Consider the following 23,750-nt stretch of genomic DNA (forward strand, 5'->3'; position numbering starts at 1 on the left):
ACCGCGACTGAAATACCGACAACCCGGGTCGACAAGCGGCGATGCAGCAAGATTGGTCGAAACGGATTCTGTTTGCAAGCCGTCGATGCCGCCGCGGGATGCAGGGGCTGAGAATGCAGGGCTGACTAGACGCTGACGCTGATTTGCCTTCCGTGTTGCGTAAACGATTCGAGCCAAAGCCGTGAACTGTTGCCGGTCAGGAAAAGCAGGAGCCAAAGCCGCGGCGTGATTGCCGCGAAACTAGGCGGGGTTTTCTTATCGGGTGTTTCGCGCAAAACACCCAGCCTTCGGGCTGCAATCACAGGGGGTTGCGAACGCGGCCGACGCGGTGGCCCAGACGCTGACAGGTCAGTGTCGACAGGAAAGCCAGCGCCAAAGGCGACGCGCCATTGGCTTTGCTTGTCAGCCTGAGGCCAAGCGCCTATGATTTGCCGAGCGGGATCGTTTCTGTCCCGCCGATGACCGAAATTGCTTTTGACGGCCGACTTGCGCTGTGGGTGCGGTTTGTGTTTTCGAGATTTGAGTATCGTGCCCGGCACCCACGCCCGGCTTGTTGGTGTTTAAGAGTTGGGAGGCAAGGTTTTGCGCAGCTTCATTCGAGTAATTCTGGCGACGCTGTTGTTTGCGCTGGCCGCTCTGCCGGCCCTGGCCGAAAGCTATCGCCTGCTGCCGCAGGATCGCCTGTCGGTTCGTGCCATGCGTTGGGACCCATTGTCCGCAAGTTACATGATTTGGGATGGCGTGTCCGGCGAGTTCGCTCTGGCCGGTGACGGAACGCTGATGTTTCCGCTGGTAGGACAGGTTGAGGCGGCCGGGCTAACCACGCTGGAACTGTCGCAGATGTTGGAGCTTGAGCTCAGCAGCCAGACCGGCATGGCCGAGCCGCCCAAGGTCGCGCTTGAAGTGATCAGCCACCTTCCGGTCTTTGTTCTTGGAGACGTCAATTCGCCGGGCGCTTATGCCTACCATCCCGGGATGACTGCCCAGCAGGTTCTGGCCCTTGCAGGTGGTCCGATCCGTCCTCCGATCCAGTTTGGGGCAAACAATGATTTTCAGATCATGCGGATGGGCGGCGAAATGCGGCTGCTCTCCACTCAGATCGATGAGTTGGAAGACGAGAGGCAGAGGCTGAAAGCTGACCTTGCGAGCCTCCAGGAAGAAGGGATTGAGACCGGCACCGACGCGGCGCCTGACGCTCCCGGAGGGCTCGAGGGTGAAATCCTCGAGGCGACAATGAACGCCCGCGAGGGTTTGGGTGAACGAATTCGGGATCTGCAGGAGATGCTCAAAGAGCAGATCTCGAGCCTGACCATCCAGTTGGAGCTTCGCAAAACCCAGATCGAGAATGTCAGCCGGGAGTTGGAAAACCTGAACCAGCTCAAGGAGAAAGGTCTGACCGTATCGAACCGGGTGACGACCATGACCAATCTTCTGAACGATCTGGAATCCAAGCGTCTGGATCAGGAGGTTGCGCTGATGCTGGCTCGTCAGGAGCTGAACCGTGCCGAGCGCGACGAGTTGGAACTGGATGACAAGGCGCGCTCGGATGCTCTGGTCCAGTTGAATGCGGTCGAACGCGAGTTGGCCTCGCTTCGGACGCGTCTTGATACCGCGGCAAGCCTGCACGGAGAACTGGCTGCCGCTGGTTTGCTCAGCGACGATGATATCGCCAGTGAAGTTGTAATTGACTACATCGTCACACGGGCGGGTGGCACGGCGCCACGCAAGATGGACGGGACCGAGGCGGTTCAGCCCGGGGATACCATAGAAGTCGTACGAAGAACCATTGTCACGTCGAATTGAGTGTTCCGGCGCGGGGTTTGCCGGGTTTGTTTTTTTAGTCTGTTCGCAAGGTCACGAGTATTCCTATGTCTCTCCCTGACGGTCGTCCGGTCGACTTTCTGATTTTCGGTGCCGCGAAATGTGCAACCACCTGGTTGCAAAAGTCGCTGATGCAGACGCCGGCCATCCATATGCCGGGTCCCGAGTTGCATTTCTTTTCTCGGTATTATGCAAACGGACTGGACTGGTATCGTGACCAGTTCGGAGACTGCGATGGCGCAGATCTGATTGGTGAAAAATCGAATTCGTACCTGACTGAACCCCCGGCTGCGCAACGCCTTCGGGAGCATTTCCCTGAAACTCGATTGATCCTGCAGATGCGGGACCCGGTTCAGCGCGCCTATTCCGACTATTGCATGTTGTTCCGCCGCGGCGAGGTCTCGGGAAGGATCGAAGATTATCTGGATCCGGCGGTCGCGGCCGACCAGCGTTTTCTGTCCGATGGGCGATATGGCCACCATCTGAAGCGGTTCTACGACTTGTTCCCAGAGGACCAGATCCTGCTGTTGGCCTATGAGGATGTCCGCGTGAACCCTCATGGGAACCTGAAGAAGGTGGCCGGCCATATTGGATATGACGGACAGCTGGAGCCGCCTGTGCAGCAGAAAGTCAAAGATAAGAATACACCCATGGTGCCACTGTCGCTGCGTCGTGTGCTAAAGCCGGTTCGAGCTGTTCTGGACCCTGTACGTCACACCTGGCCGGTGCGGTCCATCCGAAACGCTGTCGCTCGAAAGGTGACCTACCCGGCCCTGTCGCCCGAGCTGGAGGCGAAGATGACCGAGTTCTATGCGACCGACGTGGAATGGCTTGCCCGCCGCAATCCGGGACTCTGCCTGAATTGGACGGTTTCGGATGCAATTCACAGAAGCGAATCGCAGGCCATGTCATGATCGAAGCCAGAATTTGGTTTCCATTCAGGAAACAAAAGCGCCTTAGGGCTTTGTGCGTGCACGATGAACCGGGAATATCGGGCCGTGAGGATACAACAAATGAAACTGCGACGGCGGTCACCTGCTGCAAAAAATGGCATTTCTGTGATATTATGGTGTCCAAGTGGTGGAAAGGGGATTTTGATACCCATGTTGGTGTGGTAGCGTTGAAAACGTGGGTTCGTGGTCGGGACCGTGTGATGGGCCAGACCACGCGTAGTGTAACGAGTTGACGAGTTAAAAGGGGGTTTGGTTCAGGGCGGAGGTTTCTAGGCGCCCGGAATCGCGTGGGAGACTTTTAGCGAAGCAATGTGTTTGCCGGCCGGCGCCATGTGGTGACGATCGGGAATTGAGGCTTTTTAGTGGTGGAGCGGGTGTGTTTGGCCCGTCTCATTTAAGTCGAGTGGTAAGTGGCAATTTTTGCCGGGGGTTCTTATGAGTATGTACGAGCAAGAGTTGGTTAAGCTCAAAAGTGGACCGGATGCAGACAGCACGATCGAACAAGATCGCGCCTTTGGAGACATCCAGTCGAAGCTGCGACAGAAGCTGACCGAAATGAGCGCCAACCGGCGCCTGCTGATCGGAGATGTATTCGCATCCGCCGGAGCCGTGGCCGTGGCCGTCGTACTGGCCAATGGTGGCATTGTTCCTGAACAGTTCGGGTCCGTTCTGTTGCCGTTGGTGGTGATGACTTGCTTGGTGGCACTGGCGGTTTTGCCGCTTTCCGGCATCTACAAACGCCATACGCGGTCGACTTCGCTGCGCGACGTCACGTTGATCGTCCGGGCTGCGGGTCTGTCGGTTGTATTGCTGGCATTGCTGGGCGCTGCCCTGCCGGTTACCGCGCAAGTGCCGCTGGCGGTCTATGTCATTCAGTTCCTGCTGCTGGTGCCCGCCTTTGGTACCCTGCGCGTTCTGGCGCGCAGCACCGAGTTGACGAGCGATCCGGCGCGCCGTTGCCCGGATGCGTCCAACGGGAAAATCCCGGTTATTCTGGTCGGAACCGGCGCCAGCTGCGACCTGTTCGTGCGGTCTCTGCACAATCAGGAATCCAAGTATGAACCTGTCGGCATCATCGATGATGCGCGGAACACGCAGGGCCTGTATTTCCACGATGTAAAGATCATCGGGTCGCTGTTGGATGCAGACGCCGTCATCGAGCGTCTGAAGTATTATGACCAACTGCCGCAGCGCGTTCTGCTTACCGAGCCCGTTACCCATTTTGAAAGCGATGGCATTCGCAAGCTGACCCGTTGGGCTGAAGCCAACAGCATTCCGGTGTCGCGCCTGGCGGGACTCGAAGAACTTGGCACTGAGAGCAACGGCATCCGGACCGTCAATCCTGAAGACATCTTGGACCGTCCGCAGAAAGCGGTCGAACGTTCGATGCTGCGCGAGATGTTCAAGGGCCGCCGCGTCCTGATCACCGGCGCCGGAGGGTCGATCGGTAGCGAGCTGACACGCCAGATCGCCTCGTTTGAGCCGGCCGAGCTGGTGATGATCGAGAACACGGAATACAACGCCTATTCCATCGACATGGATCTGGGTCAAAACTTCCCGGATGTTGCACGCCGGATCTACGTGGCCGACATTCGCAACGCGTCCCGCGTGAACGCGATCTTTGAACGTCACCGCCCCGAGTTGGTCTTCAATGCTGCTGCGCTGAAGCATGTGCCGATGGTTGAGCTGAACCCTTGCGAAGGCGTTCTAACCAACGTGATCGGAACCCGGAATGTTGCGGACGCGGCCCGCAATGTGGGTGCAATCGCCATGGTGCAAGTCTCGACGGACAAGGCCGTGAACAGCACCAGCGTCATGGGCGCCACCAAGCGCGTGGCCGAGTTCTACGTTCAGGCGCAGGACCGCGTGACCAACGAGACCGACGAGAAAACCCGCTTCTTCTCGGTTCGGTTCGGTAACGTGCTGGGGTCGTCCGGTTCGCTGATCCCGCTGTTCCAGCGCCAGATCTCGGAAGGTGGCCCGCTGACGGTGACTGATCCGAAAATGGAGCGGTACTTCATGACCATCCGTGAAGCCGTGCAGCTGACGCTGGTTGCCGCCGCGCGGGGTCTGAACCTTGAAGACAGCCACGGCGAGATTTTCGTTCTGGATATGGGTCGGCCGGTCAAGATCGTGGACCTGGCCGAGCGTATGATCCGTCTGGCCGGCCTCGAGCCCTATCAGGACATCGACATCAAATTCATCGGTATCCGTCAGGGTGAAAAGCTGTACGAAGAGCTGTTCGACGTGACCGAAGAGCGTCGCGAAAGCGGTATTCCTGGCGTTTCCTCGGCAATTCCCGAAGGCGTCTCTGCCGCGCGTTTGCGGGCGCTGATCCTCAAGCTGGAACAGGCTGCTCAGGACGGCAATGATCTTGGGGTCAAAAAGCTGCTCAAGGATCTGGTGCCGGGTTACGGTGCAAACGGTCTGCGCCCGATCGATGGCAAAGAGCTGGCCGCGCGCACCGGCAAGCCGCAGATCAAACCTGTGCCGACGCCCAAGCGGATTGCAAACTTCGCACCGCAGAAAAATCTGGAGACGATCAACGCCGGTCGCTAAAATTTGTCAAAAGTACATTTAAGTGAGCGGCATTTTCAGCCGCGGGTTACGATTTCAGAAGGGCTCTTCGGAGCATATCGTTGATGTTTATTTGCGACCTTGGCGGTTTACGGCAACCTGCAGATTTTGGCGGGCCCGTCCGAACTGGCAAAGCGAGAGGGATATGACGGCTGAGGCCGAACATATGCGTGACCGGGCCGTTTCTCAGGCCGGGTCTGGTCGTCGTCGCGCGGCCCTGTGGCTCTTGTTTGGGGGGCTGCTGGCCGTGATGTTGGCGGCTCTGTTCGGCCGGATCATGTCGTTTGGTTTGCGTCGGGACGAACTGATGTTCGTGGCACCGGCAGAATTGTTGGGCCAATGGCGCCTGTACCAGGACTTCTTCTACAATCACGTTCCGGATTCGGCGTGGTATTTCCGCGGTCTCTATTTGATCACGGGTCAGGAGGGTCTGCTGGGCTCAGCGCGCCTTGGTGTGTTTCTTGGCTGGATTGCGTTGATCGGCGGTACCGGTTGGGTGACCTGGCGCCTGTCCGGATCGGCTCTGCTTGCGGCATTCTTCATCATGGTCTTGATGGTTGACGGAACACTTCTGGCCCAGGCCGGAATGGCCGCCAGCAACAACCTGCTACCATTGCCCTTCGTCGTATGGGGTGTCGGGGGTTTTCTGCTGGAAACCCAGCGCGACCATCCGCGGCCAGTTGTTTTTGTACTGATTGGAGTCTGCCTGTCGATCGCCGCGGGGATGAAAGTCAGCGCGGTGGTTTTCATTCCGCCCGTCGCGATTGCCACTTTTCTGATGCCGGGGCATATGGCGTTTGCAGAACGTGTTCGACGGGTGACCCTGCCGATGCTGGCGGGTGGGCTGCTGGGGGCCTTGCCGCTGTTCTGGTACATGGCCGTTGATCCCGCGGTTTTCATCGCGCATGTCCTCAAGTTCCATACGGGTCCGCACGTGGCCTACTGGCAGGCCAACGCCGCCTCTGAACCCGATCTGGCTCTGGGCCTTGGGGGCAAAGTTCAGTTGGCCTATTCGGTCTGGTTGGGTGGAGCGGCACTGGTTTGCCTCTTCGTTGTTGCCTATCTGACAGTTTTGGCCAGATCGGGCGGCATGCTGCTCTCCGAGCTCGGCGCGGTTCTGTTGGTTTTGGTTCTGATCGCCGTGACAGCCGCGTTCAGCTTTGTACCTTCGCCCGGGTTTCCGCAGTACTACATTCAGCCCTTGGTCATGATCCCTCTGCTGGGCGCATTGGTCTTCCGAAAGGTCGGGTCAGAGCAGCGCTCGCAGGTCACCCCGGTCCTTGCGGCCGGTTTCGTTCTGCTGGCAGTGCTTGGCGCGCCGCGCCTCGTTCCTGGTCTGGCAGCAGTGAGCGATCCCAGCGGCTTCACGACCACCCGAGTGGCGCAGGGTGCCGAGGCTTTGAAGACCGCACTTGCCGAGAGTGCCCATCCGGACGGACCCGTAGCGACGATCATGCCGATCTATCCGCTTGAAGCGCAACTGCCGGTCTATCCCGAACTGTCTACTGGCCCCTTTGCCTATCGGATCGCGCCTTACACGGAACCTGACTTGGCCGCGAAATACGTGATGGCAGATGCGGCCGGGTTGCAGGCAGTGTTTGATTCCAATCCTCCCTCCGCTTTCCTGCTGGGATATGATCCGGCTCTTGAGCAGCCATTGTTGCGCTATGCGGAAACAAACGGCTACCAGCCCGTGGAAATTTCGGGATTGGGCAACCGCTACGGGCAAGGTGTGGTATACTTGAAGCCATCGGGAGCAACGGAATGAGCCCAATTCGATCCGCGGTCTCTGGTGGTCGGTTCGTCAAGCGGCCGGTGTGAGGCCCACGCAGACATGCAGATTTTAGTAACAAGTATTTTGAGGGAGTGGCACGAATGAAAACGATACTGCTTGCTGGCGGTCTGGGGTCTCGGCTGGCCGAGGAAACAGTCTCGATCCCCAAGCCGATGGTCGAAATCGGCGGCCGGCCGATCATCGCGCGCGTCATGGATATCTACAGCCATTTCGGGCACCGCGATTTCGTCGTAGCCGCCGGATACAAGGCGCTTTTGCTCAAGCAGTTCTTCGCGAATTACCACCTCATCGCCAACAATATCTCGGTCGCTCTGGATACGGGCGAGCTCAAGCTGGTGCCTTCGGCGCCCGGCGGTTGGAACGTATCGGTGGTCGATACCGGGGCTCATACCATGACAAGCGGGCGCATCCGGCGTCTGAAGGAATGGCTGGATCCGGGCGAAACCTTCATGTGCACCTATTCCGATGGCCTGGGGAACATCGACATCAACGCGCTGATCGATTTTCACAAGTCGCACGGCAAGCTGGCGACTGTCACGGCGGTTCAGCCGCCCGCGCGTTTCGGCAACATCGAGTTGAAGGGCGACCGCGTGGACGCGTTCACCGAAAAGGTGCGCCGCCGCGAAACCTGGATCAACGGCGGGTATTTCGTGTTCGAGCCGGGGGTCATGGATTACATGGTCGACGATATGGAGCCGCTGGAACAGTCACCGCTGTCTCAGATGGCCCGCGACGGTGAACTGATGGCCTATCGCCACGAGGGTTTCTGGCATCCGATGGATACGATCCGTGACCGCAACGCGTTGGGGGCACTTTGCGAGGATGATACCCCGCCTTGGCTGCAATTTGATGCCAAGCCCTCCTCTGATTACCCCGCCATAGCGATCTGAGGAACCAATGACTGGTCAGTCCGATCAGATCTTCGGCGGTCAATTCACCGGCCGCCGGGTGCTTGTGACAGGGCATAGCGGGTTCAAGGGCGGGTGGATTTCGACCTGGCTGAACCGGCTGGGTGCGCAGGTCACAGGCATTGCCTTGCCGCCCGAGCCCGGGCCTTCCTTCTATCAGGCGTGCGGACTTGATCGGACCATGGACAGCCGCTTTGCCGATATCCGCGATCCGGCGGCCTTGGCACGGGCGACCGAGGGTCTGGATCCCGAAGTGGTGTTTCACATGGCTGCGCAACCTCTGGTGCGCAAATCCTACCGCGAACCGGCCGAGACATTTGCGACCAATGTCCAAGGTACGGTCAACGTTCTGGAGGCCGTGCGTCGAATGCCATCGCTGAAGGCCGTTGTCGTGATCACCAGCGACAAGTGTTATGACAATCGGGAATGGCTGTGGGGTTATCGCGAAAACGACCCTTTGGGCGGCAAGGATCCGTACAGTGCCTCCAAGGCGGCAACCGAGCTTGTGGCCCAGTCCTATGCGCATTCTTTCTTTTCTGACGCGAATGGCCCTCAGCTTTCGACGGTTCGGGCGGGCAATGTCTTTGGCGGAGGAGACTGGGGCGAAGACCGGTTGATACCGGACATCATTCGAGCCTGGCATGATGGCCAGCCGGTGACCATCAGAAACCCGGACAGCGTTCGGCCATGGCAGCATGTGCTGGAGCCGGTCGCAGGGTATTTGCTGCTGGCCCAGAAGACTCTGAGCGACGGACAGCGTTTTGCCGGGGCATGGAATTTCGGGCCAAACGTTTCGGGCACCGTCAACGTCCGGGATCTGGCGGATATGATGTGGCGCGCCTGGGGGGCAGGCGCGCCCGGGTTCCGGTTCCCGGATGAGTCCGCAACGGCGCCCCACGAAGCTGGCATACTTCGGTTGGACAGCACCAAGGCGCAGACCTGTTTGGGCTGGCGGCCTCGGCTTGAACTGTCTCAAGCCGTTGAACTGACAACCGACTGGTACAAGGCACACGCGGCGGGCGACGACATGGGTAAGGTCACCCAATCGCAGATCGCCGCATACCAAGACCTCATGTCCGTCACGGGTTGCGACCAAACCGGGCTGGCCGCGCAGTAGATTTTCAGGAGATTATTTGATGAGAGTGAATTACGGACAGACAGTCCACGGCCAGGAAGAGATCGACGCCGTCGTCGAGGTTCTGAAAACATCCACCCAAATGGGACCCAAAGTCCGGGAGATGCAGCAGAAAGTTGCCGCGCTGTTTTCGAAGGCACATGGGATCATGGTCAATTCCGGGTCCTCGGCGAACTATCTGGCCGTCGAAATCCTGGATCTTCCCAAAGGATCCGAGGTGATCACCCCGGCTCTAACCTTTGCCACCACGGTCGCTCCGCTGGTTCGGCAAGGGCTTGTGCCCGCATTCGTTGATGCGGCCGAGGGAACCTACAACATAGATGTCGAACAGATCGAGCGGATGATTTCGCCCAAGACCTCGGCGATGATGATCCCCTCGTTGATTGGCAACCTCCCGGACTGGCGTCGGATCCGGGAACTGGCCGACGCACATGGCCTGAAGGTCATCGAAGACAGCGCCGACACATTGGGTGCCACGATCGACGGTACCAGCACGGGCGTCTGGTCGGATGTTTCGACCACCAGCTTCTACGGCAGCCATGTCATCAACGGCGCAGGAAATGGCGGAATGCTGTGCGTCAATGATGACGAGTTGGCACGCAAGGCATTGCTGATGCGGTCGTGGGGCCGCAGCTCGTCGCTGTTCGTCGAGTCCGAGGCCATCGAGAACCGCTTCAACGTTCAGCTGGATGGGATCGAATATGATGCCAAGTTCCTGTTTGAGGCGCTCGGCTACAATCTTGAACCGTCCGAGATCAGCGCCGCTTTCGGCCTGGTGCAGCTGGGCAAGCTTGAGAACAACATTCGGGTCCGCGAGGAAGCCTTTGCAGCCCATCGCGCGTTCTTTGCGCAATATGAGGAATGGTTCATTCTGCCCGAACAGCTGCCGGGCGCACGCACCGGATGGCTGGCGTTCCCGCTGACTCTGCGAGAAGGCGCTCCATTTACCCGTCGCGAGATGCAGATTTTCCTGGAGAAGGCGGACATCCAGACCCGGCCGGTCTTTACCGGCAACATTTTGCGCCAGCCGGCCATGAAAGATGTTGAGTATCGTGCGGATACCGCAGGTTATCCCGTGTCCGATGCCGTGATGCGCGGCGGCATACTGTTGGCATGCCATCACGGGCTGACTCAGGCTCATATCGACTATATGCATGAAAAGACGCAGGAATTCCTCAAGCCGTATATGACCGGGATGCCGCGCAAGGCGTCTTGATCCGAGGTCTTCCAGTGGCCGCTTTCCGTCTGCGGTTGGTGGGTGCGGAGTGATCGGTGTTGGCGCAACTATCCCAATGGTCCCAAATTCCATAGTATCGAAGGGACCGGCCAGGGCGCAGGAATGAAACTGATGACAACTGATCATGATACGGGTGACCCGCAAAGCGCGGTTTTCACCAATCCGGCCCAGAACATGGCCGGCGGCGGTTTGTCATGACGAGGCGCGTTCTGATCACCGGGGCCGGAGGGTTCATCGGACAGCATCTGCTCCGAGCCTGTATGGACAGAGGGGATCAGGTCGTGGCCGTGGTCCGACCCGGATTCCTCTCTGATGGAATGCCCGATGTGGAATTGCAGCGTGTCGACCTGAGCGACAGGGATGCTTTGCGCCGCGTGTTTGACACGTCCCGGCCAGAGGTTGTGTTTCATGCGGCGGCAAACACCCGGGCTGTAGCGCGGCCCGGCCTCAAAGATGCCGAAGCCAGCGTGAGCGACAATCTTGTGCCATTGATGGCTGTGTTGGGCGCCGCTGCGACCTGCGACGCACCGCCGGATGTATTCATCCGTCTTGGAACCATTGCCGAATACGGTGAGGTTCCTTCTCCCTACACTGAAACCCAATGCGAAATGCCGCGCGACAGCTATGGGGCATCTATGCTGGCAGGGACCAAGTACTTGACCATGCTTCGGCCGCGCCTGCCATTCACGGCTATGACGGCACGGCTTTCGCTGACTTATGGTCCGGGTCAGACCGGGCCCCAGTTGGTCCCGTATCTGATCCGCACGTTGCTGAACGGGGATGCCGCGCGCATCGGACGCCCCGATGATATCCGGGATTTTCTGCATGTCGGCGATGCCGTGCGTGCCCTTCTGATGTTGGCCGATGCACGGCGGGTTGACGTTCCGGTGGTGAATGTCAGTACCGGAGTGGCTACTCGAGTCCGTGACGCGGCCGCGATCCTGGCTGAGCTGACCGGTTCCGGACCCGGTCAGCTCGACTATGCCGACCCGCCAAGTGAGCCGATGCACCTGGTCAACGATCCCGGACTTATCCATTCCCTTTATCCCTGGACCGCGCGGATCGGCGTGGAGGACGGTCTGCGGGATACAGTCGATTGGGCCATCTCTTTGGATGCGCAGAAGAACATGGCAGGACAAAACGCATGACGGTCATTTCCATTCTGATCCCCGCCTACAACGAGGAAGACAACGTCCGTATGGCCTATGATCGCGTGCTGGCGGTGTTCGACAAACTGGATGGGTACGAGCCTGAAATCATCTTCACCGACAACCATTCCGAGGATCGGACGTTTGAAATCCTGTCCGAAATCGCGGGGGAGGATCCTCGGGTCCGTGTGATCCGCTTTGCGCGGAACATGGGGTACCAGGCTTCGGTTCTGACAGCATACAGGTCGGCGACCGGGGCCTGCGCGGTGCAGCTCGATTGCGATATGCAGGACCCGCCCGAGTTGATCCCTCAGATGTTGGATCTGTGGCGGCAGGGGAATCATGTCGTCTATGGTATTCGCCGCAGCCTGCCCGATGGCCCTGTCGTTGCCGCTGCACGGCGGGGGTTCTATGCACTGATCGACTTGATCAGCAACGATAATCTGCCGCGAAACGCGGGTGAGTTTCGTCTGACTGACAGGCGGATATTGGACGAATTGCGCCGGGTTGATGACCGCTCGCCCTATGTTCGTGGACTGATCAGCGGCATGGGGTTTTCGCAGGTCGGATTCGAATATGATCGCGCGGCCCGGACAGCGGGTGAATCCAAGTTTCCGGTCCGGGCGATGTTGGCGCTGGCTGTGGACGGGTTGATCAACCATTCCCTGCTCCCGCTGCGGCTGGCTTCGCTGATCAGCCTTACAGTAGGGCTGTCGATGTTCCTGTTGATGATCGGCTACCTTGTCGGCAAGCTGTTCTTTGGCCAGGATTGGCCCGCAGGTTTTGCAACCACGACAATCCTGCTGCTCTTGTCGATGACCCTGAATGCGATGTTCCTTGGCATCCTTGGGGAATATGTCGGCCGGATTTTTCTGCAGGCCAAAAACCTTAACCAGCCCGTGGTCGAAACCGAGTTGAATGGCCCGGTGGAACAACTGAAAACGTCGGGGAAACAGAACCGTGCCGACAGCACGCAAATGGTGGAGCGGGCGCAGTGAAGATACTGATCGTTCAGGGTGGGTTCGGAGCTGGCGGTGCCGAAAAGATTGTCTCGGTTCTTGCAGCCCATCGGATCGGCCTTGGCGATCAGGTCTCGGTTGCGGGCATGACCATGCCCGAGGACGGGTCGTATTTTTCTTTCCCTGACGGCGTCAGCCTGCTGGTAGCCGAAGGCGGAAACGACGGGTTAAGGGGGCTGAAACAGCTGGCCCGCCTGCGCCGGATTCGTCGCTTCATCCGGGACGAGAACCCCGACGTGGTGGTATCCTTTCTGACTAAAATCAATGTCCTGACGCTCGCTGCAGCTCTGGGGCGGGATGTTCCGGTGATCGTTTCAGAGCGGAACAACCCGATCGTGCAAAACGCCAACCCTGTCTGGCGCCACGCTCAAAACATCCTTGGACATCGAGCCAGCACCGTGGTCATGCAGACTGAGCGGGTGCGCCAGGACCTGCCGCCATCATTGCGGAGCAAGGCGCGGGTCATTCCAAATCCCTGTGCGCCAATCGATGGTGCAGCCACGCTCCTTGGCTCGGGTGGCAATCGGCTGGTCGCGGTGGGGCGGTTGGATCCGCAAAAGGGGTTCGATCTGTTGATCGACGCAATGTCGGAAATCATCCAGAACAACCCGGACGCGCGCCTGACGATTTTCGGGGAAGGCCCGGAACGTGCCGCGCTCGAGGCGCAGAGGGACCGGTTGGGTCTGCAGGACGTCATCTCCCTGCCGGGCGCAAGCGACACACCCGGAGCGTGGATGGATGGCGCAGACATACTGGTGTTTTCCTCCCGCTTCGAGGGGTTTCCCAATGTGGTGGCAGAGGCGACCGTCGCAGGCTTGCCGGTTGTGTCTTTTGATTGCCCCTACGGACCACGAGAATTGATCCGACACGGTGAGAATGGATTGCTTGTTGCGCCTGAAGACACGGAGGAACTGGCCCGCGCAGTGCTGCAGTTGAGCGACGATCCGGAATTGCTGGACAAGATGCGTCAAGGATACCAACACAACAGGGACTGGCTGGCTCCCGGCAGTATTCTTGAGAAATGGGACCGGATCATTGCCGATGCCGTTCATCGCAGGGTTGGAGCGGGGGTCGAACATGGCCATAGCAGCTGCCGCCGGGAGAGTTGAACCAAACCAGGCGGGCCGCAGCGCCTGCTCTGCCATCAGGAGTTGGCATTGTTGCAAAAGTTGAAACCGCAGGTCTCCCTCCCCACGCGGGCGCGACCACGGATCGTGGTTGTCGCCAATCTGACTGCGTCTTTGCTGAATTTTCGCTATGACCTGCTGAAGGAGTTGTCGGAGCGGGCTGAGGTCGTCGCCTGCGGTCCCGAGCGCCATGAAGCGACGGAAACTGCGCTAGCAGAAATCGGTGTGGAGTTCGTGCAGTTTCCGCTGTCACGTGCCGGGATGAACCCGGTTGAGGACATGCGCACGCTGCGTGCTCTTGTGCGCGTTTTCAAGGAATTCAAACCCGACATTGTCTTTGCCTACACCATGAAGCCAATCATCTATGGTTGCCTGGCTGCAAAATGGGCGGGAGTGGACCGGATCTATGCCATGAACACCGGGTTGGGCTATGTCTACAGCACCCATGGCCTGACTTTTCGGAGGCGTGCGGTTCGCGCTGTGTCATCGGTTCTGTATCGTATTGCGCTGAAAGGTGTGGACGAGGTGCTGGTCTACAACCGCGCAGATGCCGAAGAGTTCCGAGAAAGGCGCCTTGTTGCACCAGATGCCAAGCTCAGCATCGTGCCCGGGTCTGGTGTAAATCTGGATCGCTACGGATTTACCGATCCGCCAGCTGGGCCGCCTGTATTTCTGATGATCTCGCGCCTGCTGCGCGAGAAGGGCGTGTTTGATTTCGTTCAGGCTGCCCGTTTACTGAAAGAAACGCACCCCCAAGCAAGATGCCAATTGCTTGGTCCGATGGACGCCAACCCGGATTCCATCGGCCAACGCGAGATCGACGAATGGACGCGCGAAGGCGTGATCGAATACTTGGGAGAAACTTCGGACGTCCGGCCCTATTTGGCAGCGTGTTCGGTCTTCGTGCTGCCGTCGGCCTACCGCGAGGGGATACCGCGCACGATCCTCGAGGCGATGTCGTCGGGGCGGGCTATCATCACGTCGGATGCGCCGGGTTGCGCTGATCCGGTCATCAGCGGCGAGACTGGTTACGTCGTGCCGGTCCGGAACCCCGAGGCCCTGAGCCGCGCCATGGCCTCGTTTGTCGAGAGTCCTGATCTGGTGGAACGAATGGGTCAGGCATCGCGGAAACGTGCCGAGGATTCGTTCGATGTCCGTCGGATCAATGCGATCCTTCTCGGCAAGATGGGATTTTCGACCAAAACCCGGGATGATGAGGCAAATTGAGGGGTGGTGGCTCCGCCAAGCTTTTGTTATTTAATGATAAACGGGAATATTTGAAAGAATTTGCATAAACTACGGGAAACCCCTAATTCCCAGGCCGCCTGAGACTGGCTAACCTTATTTTAACAACGAAATTCGACCGGTGGGGCCGTTGGCCCGACCACTCACTCGACAAATGACCAGCATATGGGGTGCTGGTCATTATGTTTTTTGGGGGCAGAAAAGCGCAGTTCAGACTGCGGTTGTGGTCGAAGGCAGCTGATACCCGAACTGACCTAAATCGAGGCCAGTCAAGGATTGGAGTTCAGCGTTGGACTCAGCAAAGGCACCGTCAAATCGGGACTGAATTCTGCCGACCAGCCGGTTTTTGAGCATCTGATCCAGCTTGTCGGGAAAGATGCGCCCGATCGGTCGGCTCAATTTTCCGAATCTGCGCGTAGCATTCGGAAATGGCAACAATGCGCCCTTGCTCAGTTGGTTGTCGCTGAGTGTGAAATTAACAAATCGCTGCAGAATCTGAAAACACTCCGATCTCTTCTCGTTAGTGACTTCAAATTCGCGCTTCTTGTGCTCGACGCCGACGAAATTGCACAGGGTTTCCACAAAAGAATCCGGCTCGGAAATGAACTGTTCGTAGGCCAATCCAAGCACACGATCCTTGCCGAACTTGTCCTGGTAGAACTTGAACAAGCGGTGGTACCGGTAGAACTCCTCCGAGAACATCGGCGCACGTCGCAGGTTCGGTTCAGGTTCGGACAGATATGTCTTGAGCGATCCGTGGCCGCCATCGGTGATGTACTGGCTGTACATCGACAGGATCGACGACAACTGCTCGCGGAATACGACCAAGATGTAGGCGTCGGGAAACGTGCGTTGCAGACGGTCGGCAATGATGGTGCTGTCGAACCCGCCGCTGGCCGGGTAACCAGAGAATCTCTCGTGAGAGAACACCGGAACCTGCCCGCTATCCTGCGATTTTTTCAGGAAACTCTCGTACATCTCGCGAGTTTCTGCGGGATCATAGGTCATCGGCTGCGGCAGTACGATCCGGTTTGAAAGAATGTATTTGCGATCGCCATGCGGAGTCGCGAACGGTGCGTCCGGCGCCGAGAACAGCTGCTGTTGCAGGGACGACGTAGCGGTTTTGTGATAGCCGATATGGACAAGAACGGGTGCACGGGTCATGACGGGGTATTCAACCTTCGGACCGGGTATTTTCAGTCTGGCTCCGGGCGCGGTCGGCATCCGACCCGGACCGGTTGGCACCCCGACAGGTGCTCCGAACAAGAATTGGTTTCTGTCGCAACTTCAAAAGCCCTTTCAACAATCAGTACTGGATTCAATCGGCAAACTGCGCTTTCGTAAAACGATATAATCCAAGACAACTAAATGATAGAAACGGAAACAACCGGAAACATGACTTAACCCGCCACAAATTTTGGAAACGTATTGAATTGTACCGAGTGCATGGGTGAATTGATGACCCGCTTCCTGAACGCCGCGTGGATAGTGCCGCGTGGTTTCGCGTGAACCGATGAGTGAGCCAAGCTCGAAGCCGCTGTTGAAGCGGCTGGCCAAGAACATGTCATGGATGTTCTTGTCGCAGATTTTGGTTGGTCTGTTCGGTTTGGCCAGCCTCATCTTTACGGCTCGCGCAATCGGGCCGGCTGCGGTTGGGATTCTGGCGCTGGTGGACGCGTACATCCAGGTGATGGACAGGTTGTTCCGGCTCGAGCCATGGCAGGCAACCATCAAGTACGGCAGCGAGGCTCTGATCGAAGAGGATCCGAACAGATTCCGACAATTGATCAAGATGTCTGTGGTGACCGATTGCCTTGGCGGGCTGCTGGCTGGTTCGGTGGCGATAATGCTGGCGCCAAAGCTTGCTCCGTTCATCGGGCTGTCTGAACCTGAAGGCGCTTCCTATATCACGCTTGTTGCCTTTGGGTTGTTTCTATCGCTCCGACCAACCGGCATTGGAGTTCTTCGAATTTTCGACCGGTTCGACGTGCTGGCGATCTCGGACATGGTAATCGCCGGCCTTCGGCTTGTCGGAGTCATCATCGCCTTTCTGCTGGACTTGGGGATCTGGGCATTTGTGGCTCTGTTGCTGATGCATCAGATCCTGACCGGGCTGGTTGCGTTCTTTCTGGCACTGGCCGAATTGAAAAAACGCAACTTGCACAGGTTTTTGTCCCAGCCGCTGCGGCGGGCTTTTGCCCATAACCCCGGGTATCTGCGGTTCCTTTGGAACTCGAATTTCAACGTAATCCTGCGACAATCGACTCAGCGGCTGGACATACTTGTCGTCGGCGCCCTGCTGGACGTGACATCGGTGGGCTTCTATCAGGTGGGCAAGCGCATCATGGCCAATGTTGTTCGGATTGGCGGCCCCGTCAGGCAAGTCCTGTACCCCGAGATGACCCGCCTATGGGCCGTCGGCGATTTCGGCCGGTTCTGGCGTCTTGTACGGCTGGTGTCGCTCTCGGTTTGCGGGGTGTCGATCCTGGTCTCCATTCCGTTGGCGCTGAAGATGCCAGAGTTGGCCGTTCTGCTGTTCGGGCCAGAGTTCCGTGGCGCAGCGCCCGTCATGACGATCTTGATGTATGCCGCGATCGTGTATCTGGGGGGCTTGGTGTTGAACCCCGCCTTGCTGAGCATGGGGCTGGACAGCGCGCTTGTGCGCACGACGATTGTTGCGACGGTGATCTTTACGGCCTCATTTCTGCCGTTGCTGTATTGGATGGGGATCGAGGGGATTGCCCTGGCCCATTTGTTGTTCAATGTGATCTGGACGGTGGGCTGCATATTCGCCATCCGGTCTTATCTGGCCAGAAAACACGAAACATGATGGGTTGGTGATCTTCCGGCCCTGTCCCTAAATTCCTTGAGTCACGAGTATTTTGAGACCATCCATGCCAAGACGTATTCTATTTCCCTTCGAAGGTGACACCGTTATTGGCGGCAGTCACGTGTCAGCCTTGAAACTTGCGGCGGCGTTGGACCGGTCGAAGTATGTGCCCCATATCCTGGTCCACTACGAGGCCGGCCCGGCGGCGGAGTATGCCCGATCGCTGGGATTGGACGTCGAAATCCTGCACGATCCCAGCCTGATGTCTCCGGGCGGGCTCAGCTATCCGCGCGATTGTGGCCCGGGGCGATACCTGACTTCTAGCGCATGGAGGCTGGCAAGTGTCCTAAAGCGCATCGATGCCGACATCGTTCACACAAACGAAGGTCGGATGCATGCCAACTGGGTGCTGCCGGCCCGTCTGGCGGGCAGGAAACACATCTGGCACCACCGGCAGGATCCGACCGCGTTCGGGATCAACAAACTGGCGCCGCTATTTTCCGACCACATTATCAGCGTTTCGCATTTTTCGAAGCCCAGCAACCCGGTGCGGTCGGTCGACAAGAAGTTCACCGTGATCCGCAGCCCATTTGATTTCAACCCTGACCCACCGGATAGGTCCGAAGCCCGAGCAGCCGTAATCGCCGAGATGGGATTGCCCGATGACGCGCTGCTTCTCGGGTATTTCGGAAACTTCGTCACGCGCAAGCGTCCCGACCATTTTGTAAGGGTCATCGCGGCTGTGCAAAATGCGATGCCCGACACTCCGGTGCATGGTCTTCTGTTCGGCAGCGCGGCCGAGCGGGACGAACCGTTGCGCCAGACCTGCCTTCGCATCGCAAATGAGGCGGGGATCAGCGAGCATATCCTTATGATGGGTTTCCGTCAGCCGATCGATGGGTACATGGCTGCAATGGATGCCAATCTGGTGACCGCTCTGGACGAACCGTTTGGCCGTACGTTGATCGAAGCGATGTATTTGGGAACTCCAGTCATCGCGACCCGTCACGGCGGCAACATCGAAGCGATCACGGACTGGGAAACCGGTGTGCTGGTTGACCCCGACGATCCTCAGGCATTCGTGGAACCTGTGCGCAAGTTGCATCAGGACAGAGCGTTGTTCGAGGAGATTTCACAAGCGTCAAAGAACTATGCCCGTGCAAATTTCGGCTTGGATATTCATGTGAACGGGGTTTGCGAGATCTATGATCGGTTGCTCGCTTGATAGCTTGTTCGGTCAACAGCGCGGGTTGTCGAATGTGTAATAGGTATTGCCCGCGACGAATCCATCCAACCCGACCTGGCGGGCATAATGTGCCAGATCCCGAGTTGTATTAATGAAGCCGGAGTTCTTGAAATTGAGCGAGGTGTTGCAGAGCACGCCCACCCCCGACACCGCCTTGAACGCGGCCAGAAGGTCGTAAAAATAGGGGTTCTGGTTGCGGTTGACCGTCTGTACCCGCGCCGAACCGTCGACATGGGTTACTGCGGCCAGGTCCGGATTGGTAACGCGGTAAAAGTCCATCATGTATGGCGAGGGCGCGCTGATGTCGAAGTGCAGTGCAGCATCCTCTTCCAGGCAAGACGGCGCCACTGGACTGTTGCTGGCCCGTCCTTTGATCCGGTTCAGTCGCGTACGTGTCTCCGGGGAAAACGGCGCGGCCAGGATCGACCGGTTTCCCAAAGCGCGCGGCCCAATCTCGCAATTGCCGCGGGTCCAGCCAATGACCTTTCCGTCCAGCAGGTCTTTGGCGATCGTGTTTAGGTTCAGTTCGGTTGCGGTCATGCCCTGCGTGTCGATGCGGTCGTCGCAGAAGGACTGGCCGGAATAGACCGACCATTCCAGTTTGGCTTGGCCGGTATAGTGGCGCATCGCGTCCACGGCGGTTCCAATGGCACATCCCGAGTCGCCGGTCGTCGGCGGTACGAAGACCTCACGGAAGAGCCCGCTTTGCTTCCACGCGGTATTCCAGTGTCCATTCAGGCCGCACCCGCCGGCGATCAGCAGCGGATGCTTTTCAGGCAGGTTCTGTTCCGCATAGTCGCGAAACTTCTGGAATATCGCTTTGGACAGCTTGGTGGCCATGTTCTTCAGCTTTTGGCTGTCCGTTCCAATGTTGAAGAAGGGTGAAGTCACAAAATCGCTTTTGCGAAGTGCGTCGCCGCCCAGGTCCGAGGAAAGCAACCGGTTGATCAGTTCCGTCTCGTCCGCATCTGGTGGACCGTCTTCGCCAAATGCGCAGGCTGCCATCAGGCGGCCGGGATCCTGTGGGCGGGGTGAGTTGCCCGTGACCGGAAAGTCGGGGTCGGCGAGGGCATTGAGAAACGCAAAGCGTGTGCCCGGGGCCGTCATCACCTGCCCTCGGTGATGAATGGTCAGGTCGCTGTCGATCTCGTAGAAATCTCCCAATGCGCCTTCCCACAGAAGCACATAACAGGGCTCGCCCTGACGAAAGGGGGACATGGCATAGCTGCACCAGATATGCGCCCGTTCGTGAGTTGAAGAGTAATAATCGACCGACTTGCCAAAAAAGGTTCGTTTGCCAACTGTTTCAGACGCCGCGCCGATACCGAAGTATCCGGCCCCCGAAGTTGTAACGTGGTCGGCCCCGTTGCTTGACCACCCGCTGAGGGCCAGAACATCCGGCAAATCCTTGAACCATAGACCCGCATCAATGAACGTGTCAGGCGTAACCGGCGTATACCTGGGGAAACTGTTCTTTTCCGCCTCGTAGGAAAACAGCAGACGCCCGTCGGTGCTGTCGACACCTGCAACTGTGCCGTCATGTCCGGATTTGAAAGACAGGATTTTCATGAATAGCCCTTCCCTCGACAAGTCACGGTCCAAAGACCAAGTGCCTCGCAAACAGATGTGACAGTCCGTCGGGTCAAAAATGCCGGGGCGCTGACGGATCGAATTAACCGCAAATCCATTCCACGAATACCAAAACAAATGCCACGATTAAGCCTAGCAGAAGCTCGGTGTTTGGGGGAACCCAAGTTCGCAACCGGCTGCCGTCGGGCTTAACGCAGCGGCTATTCGTGAACGAAAGAGCACTTTTGGCGCGATTGTTCACTGGGTGGGTGTTGCGTATCCTGCGCAGTGCCCGGTACCAGACCGGTGCAACAGGCTGACAAGTCCGGTGAATCACACTTGCATGGCTTCCGGTTGGCCGTGAAAGGCTGAAATTTGATCGAGCAGCACCTTCATCCGGGTTGCACCTACCAGCCTCTGACCGTTAACGTGGCCGCGTTATCAGGCAAGTTTTTTGGCCAAGGGTGTTTTAGGTTATGTCAGTAATTTTGGGTTTGGCTACAATGAGCAACAGCGCTGCCGCGCTGTTCAAGGACGGCAAGCTGGTTGCCGCAATCGAAGAAGAGCGGCTGACGCGGGTCAAGAATGACGGGGCATTTCCCCATCAGGCGATCGCCGAAGTTCTGCGCATTGCTGGGCTGAAGTTCTCGGACATCGACGAGGTTGCGGTCTATTGGCAGCCTTGGCGTATGGTCGGCCGAGGTATGGGCACGATGCGCAAGATTTTGCAGCGACCCTCAGCCGCCAAAAGCGTAACGGCGCGGATCGGGGCACTGTTCGTGTCAGATGCCTCGTCGGACGAGTCACAGGACAGCGGCTGGATGGACCTGTTTCGCATCCGCAAGATCCTGACGGCCGAGCATGGTCCGGCCGATTTCAAGTTGCACTACATCAACCACCATCTGACCCATCAACTGTACGCCGAAGCGATGCGTGACTGGGACAGCTTCGTTTCCTTGTCCTACGACGGTGGCGGCGAGGAAAGCTCGACCATCGTGTCAGTTGTGCGGAACGGCAAGCGGGAAGGTCTGGCGGATCATCGCTGGCCGAACTCGCTGGGTCATTTCTACTCGACCTTCACCGGTTTTCTTGGCTTCAAGATGCTGGAAGGCGAATACAAGATGATGGGCTTGGCTCCGTATGGCAAACCCATCTATCGCGACGCCATCCTGCGCGAAATTCTGATCCTGGACGATGACGGCGGTTACCGCGTGAACACCGCGCTGTGCGACTATCACTCAGCCCTGCGCGGCGAGTTCCATCCACGTATGGAAGAACTGTTCGGCACCCGGCGCGAGCCCGGCACCGCGCCGAACGAACGCCACGTGGACCTGGCGGCATCCGTGCAAGCCGCGTTCGAGGCAGCCCTGCACCATATTCTGGAGCCGGTCCGCAAAGCCAATCCGGACCTGCGCAAATTGGTAATTTCTGGCGGCTGCGCGCTAAATGTCACGGCGAATGGAACGCTGATCGCGGACGGCACGTTTGACGAGGTCATCATTCCACCGGCCCCACATGATGCTGGCTGTGCAGTTGGCGCAGCGCTGGCCTGCATTCCGAGCGAGCAGGTCGATCTGCCCTCGGTCCGCAGCCCATATCAGGGTGCCGATTGGGCAGATGCCGACATCACCGCTGCCTTGGATCAGTATTGTGCGGAACCGCAGCAGGCCTTGCCTGTTGACCAGTTCCTGGACCGTGTGTCCGACCTGCTGGCCGAAGGCAAGATCATCGCCTGGTTCCAGGGGCGGGCAGAGTTTGGCCCGCGTGCTCTGGGTGCCCGATCCTTCCTTGCAGACCCACGCAAGGACAGCATTCGCGACGATCTGAACGTCAAGATCAAGAAACGCGAGCATTTCCGGCCCTTTGCGCCCAGCGTTGCGGAGGAGGCGGCCTCGACCTTTTTCGAGATTGATCAGACCAGCCCCTACATGAACATCGTTGCTCGTGTGCGTGACGATCGGGCGGCAGACATCCCGGCAATCACCCATACTGACCAGACGGCACGCGTACATACGGTGTCGCAATCGGCGAACCCGCTGTACCACGCCTTGTTGACCCGGTTCGGTGAAAAGACCGGAGTGCCCGTGTTGTTGAATACCTCGTTCAATATCCAGGAGCCCATCGTCTATTCGCCTTTGGATGCTTGCGCGACATTTGCCGCATCGGGAGTGGATGCGTTGGTGATCGGTGACTATGTCGTGCTGCGCGAAGCGCTGAAGGATGACAGCGCCCGGGCCCAAGCTGTCGCGTGACCCGGCTGTTTCTCAGCGTCGATTTCGAAGACTTTGCGCATGATCTGAAACGCCTTCTGGGGGTCTGGGAAACCGGACCCCTCAGAGTTGAAGAGCTGTGGCAAAGCTTTGAAACCATTGATGGCTTCCTTCGCTCACATGGCGGATCTACCGGTGGCCCCACAACGTTCTTCTGCACGGGAGTCGTAGCACGCGATGCGCCTGATCTGGTGGCCGAAATCGCAAGGCGGGGCCACGAGGTTGCTTGCCACTACTATTTTCATGACAGCATGGACCTGCAGTCTGCGGAGACCACAGACCGTATGCTGGGTCAGGCGCGGCAAGCTTTAGAAGAGGTCGGGAACACCCCTGTTCGAGGGTTTCGCGCCCCGCGTTTTCGATTGAACCGCGCAACGCCTGAACAGTACCGCCTGATTGAACGTCATTTCGACTACGACTGTTCGTCATTCTTCGCCTCGGTGCAGGAATGTGATCGGTTTTCGCAGGAAATGGGGCTGACCACGCTCCGGATCTTGCCGTTGTTCATGACGCCATTGGCGGGCAGGGGGCCGATGGTGCGTCTGGGAGGCAGCTATCTGAAGTTCATGACTTCGGGTCTGGCGAGGACATTGATCGAACGGTCTGAACAGGCCGGCATACCGCCGCAGGTTTATCTGCATCCCTACGAGATCGTGGAACCTCGGTCATTCATGGTTTCACGGGACCAACTCGTGGCCTTGGGAACTGCCAAAGCCGCTTACTGGGCGTTGCGGCAGTCTCAGTGGCTGAACTTTGGCGGCGCGCGACTTTTGCGCAAGGTCGAGGGTTTGATCCCCGCAGGCGGCCTTGCGGGTCGGCTGGATCAGTTGATCGGAGAATAAAAAAGGGGCCGGTCAGTCGACCAGCCCC

General features: G+C 58.3%; 17 protein-coding genes. 15 read left to right on the forward strand and 2 right to left on the reverse strand.

The genetic code is table 11. The annotated features are described in order from the left end of the window. Nucleotides 1-582 precede the first annotated feature (582 nt). The 11 genes from GOW72_RS13715 to GOW72_RS13765 all read left to right on the forward strand — a co-directional run bounded on the left by GOW72_RS13715 (nt 583) and on the right by GOW72_RS13765 (nt 14,947). The gene (locus GOW72_RS13715) at nt 583-1,803 is read left to right on the forward strand and encodes a polysaccharide biosynthesis/export family protein (RefSeq protein ID WP_170367218.1); all 1,221 of its coding nucleotides are present in this window, start codon (nt 583-585) and stop codon (nt 1,801-1,803) included. 65 nt (nt 1,804-1,868) lie between these two features. Beyond that, a complete protein-coding gene (locus GOW72_RS13720) occupies nt 1,869-2,735 on the forward strand; it encodes a sulfotransferase family protein (RefSeq protein WP_170367219.1) in 867 nt (288 codons plus the stop codon). Nucleotides 2,736-3,209: 474 nt separating this feature from the next. Further along, the gene (locus GOW72_RS13725; protein WP_170367220.1) at nt 3,210-5,333 is read left to right on the forward strand and encodes a polysaccharide biosynthesis protein; all 2,124 of its coding nucleotides are present in this window, start codon (nt 3,210-3,212) and stop codon (nt 5,331-5,333) included. Nucleotides 5,334-5,496: 163 nt separating this feature from the next. After that, nucleotides 5,497-7,119 carry a hypothetical protein gene (locus GOW72_RS13730; protein ID WP_170367221.1) on the forward strand — a complete coding sequence of 541 codons (1,623 nt, stop codon included), beginning with the start codon at nt 5,497-5,499 and terminating at the stop codon, nt 7,117-7,119. A gap of 107 nt (nt 7,120-7,226) precedes the next feature. Continuing rightward, a complete protein-coding gene (gene rfbF, locus GOW72_RS13735; RefSeq protein WP_170367222.1) occupies nt 7,227-8,036 on the forward strand; it encodes a glucose-1-phosphate cytidylyltransferase in 810 nt (269 codons plus the stop codon). A gap of 7 nt (nt 8,037-8,043) precedes the next feature. After that, nucleotides 8,044-9,171, forward strand: coding sequence for a CDP-glucose 4,6-dehydratase (gene rfbG / locus GOW72_RS13740; protein ID WP_170367223.1), 1,128 nt, complete (start codon nt 8,044-8,046; stop codon nt 9,169-9,171). A 19-nt stretch (nt 9,172-9,190) separates the two neighbouring features. Continuing rightward, on the forward strand, nt 9,191-10,405 hold the full coding sequence (locus GOW72_RS13745; RefSeq protein WP_093963251.1) for a DegT/DnrJ/EryC1/StrS family aminotransferase: 1,215 nt from the start codon (nt 9,191-9,193) through the stop codon (nt 10,403-10,405). A 215-nt stretch (nt 10,406-10,620) separates the two neighbouring features. Then, on the forward strand, nt 10,621-11,574 hold the full coding sequence (locus GOW72_RS13750) for an NAD-dependent epimerase/dehydratase family protein (RefSeq protein WP_170367224.1): 954 nt from the start codon (nt 10,621-10,623) through the stop codon (nt 11,572-11,574). Continuing rightward, nucleotides 11,571-12,572 (forward strand): glycosyltransferase family 2 protein, encoded by a 1,002-nt coding sequence (locus GOW72_RS13755; protein ID WP_170367225.1) that lies wholly within the window; start codon nt 11,571-11,573, stop codon nt 12,570-12,572. Before GOW72_RS13750 ends, GOW72_RS13755 begins: the two co-directional genes overlap by 4 nt. Beyond that, nucleotides 12,569-13,702 (forward strand): glycosyltransferase, encoded by a 1,134-nt coding sequence (locus tag GOW72_RS13760; RefSeq protein WP_170367226.1) that lies wholly within the window; start codon nt 12,569-12,571, stop codon nt 13,700-13,702. The genes GOW72_RS13755 and GOW72_RS13760 overlap by 4 nt, the downstream gene beginning before the upstream one ends. A gap of 51 nt (nt 13,703-13,753) precedes the next feature. Next, the gene (locus tag GOW72_RS13765) at nt 13,754-14,947 is read left to right on the forward strand and encodes a glycosyltransferase family 4 protein (protein ID WP_217353973.1); all 1,194 of its coding nucleotides are present in this window, start codon (nt 13,754-13,756) and stop codon (nt 14,945-14,947) included. A gap of 228 nt (nt 14,948-15,175) precedes the next feature. On the opposite strand, the gene GOW72_RS13770 is transcribed toward GOW72_RS13765, so the two are convergent. Further along, nucleotides 15,176-16,189, reverse strand: a complete 1,014-nt coding sequence (locus tag GOW72_RS13770; RefSeq protein WP_170367227.1) for a sulfotransferase — start codon at nt 16,187-16,189, stop codon at nt 15,176-15,178. Between the two features lie 289 nt (nt 16,190-16,478). Between GOW72_RS13770 and GOW72_RS13775 the strand changes: the two genes are divergently transcribed. Next, entirely contained in the window at nt 16,479-17,795 is a 1,317-nt protein-coding gene (locus tag GOW72_RS13775; RefSeq protein ID WP_170341656.1) for a lipopolysaccharide biosynthesis protein, read from the forward strand. A 64-nt stretch (nt 17,796-17,859) separates the two neighbouring features. Beyond that, entirely contained in the window at nt 17,860-19,020 is a 1,161-nt protein-coding gene (locus tag GOW72_RS13780) for a glycosyltransferase (RefSeq protein WP_170367228.1), read from the forward strand. Nucleotides 19,021-19,032: 12 nt separating this feature from the next. On the opposite strand, the gene GOW72_RS13785 is transcribed toward GOW72_RS13780, so the two are convergent. Further along, nucleotides 19,033-20,610, reverse strand: a complete 1,578-nt coding sequence (locus tag GOW72_RS13785) for a carbamoyltransferase C-terminal domain-containing protein (RefSeq protein ID WP_170367229.1) — start codon at nt 20,608-20,610, stop codon at nt 19,033-19,035. 476 nt (nt 20,611-21,086) lie between these two features. On the opposite strand from GOW72_RS13785, the gene GOW72_RS13790 reads away from it, so the two are divergent. Both GOW72_RS13790 and GOW72_RS13795 read left to right on the forward strand, forming a co-directional pair. Next, on the forward strand, nt 21,087-22,862 hold the full coding sequence (locus tag GOW72_RS13790; protein ID WP_280525658.1) for a carbamoyltransferase family protein: 1,776 nt from the start codon (nt 21,087-21,089) through the stop codon (nt 22,860-22,862). Then, nucleotides 22,859-23,722: a polysaccharide deacetylase family protein gene (locus GOW72_RS13795; protein WP_170367231.1), complete on the forward strand. Its 864-nt coding sequence runs from the start codon at nt 22,859-22,861 to the stop codon at nt 23,720-23,722. Before GOW72_RS13790 ends, GOW72_RS13795 begins: the two co-directional genes overlap by 4 nt. Nucleotides 23,723-23,750: the final 28 nt, after the last annotated feature.

This window comes from Ruegeria arenilitoris (assembly GCF_013032855.1).
Taxonomy (GTDB): Bacteria; Pseudomonadota; Alphaproteobacteria; order Rhodobacterales; family Rhodobacteraceae; genus Ruegeria; species Ruegeria arenilitoris.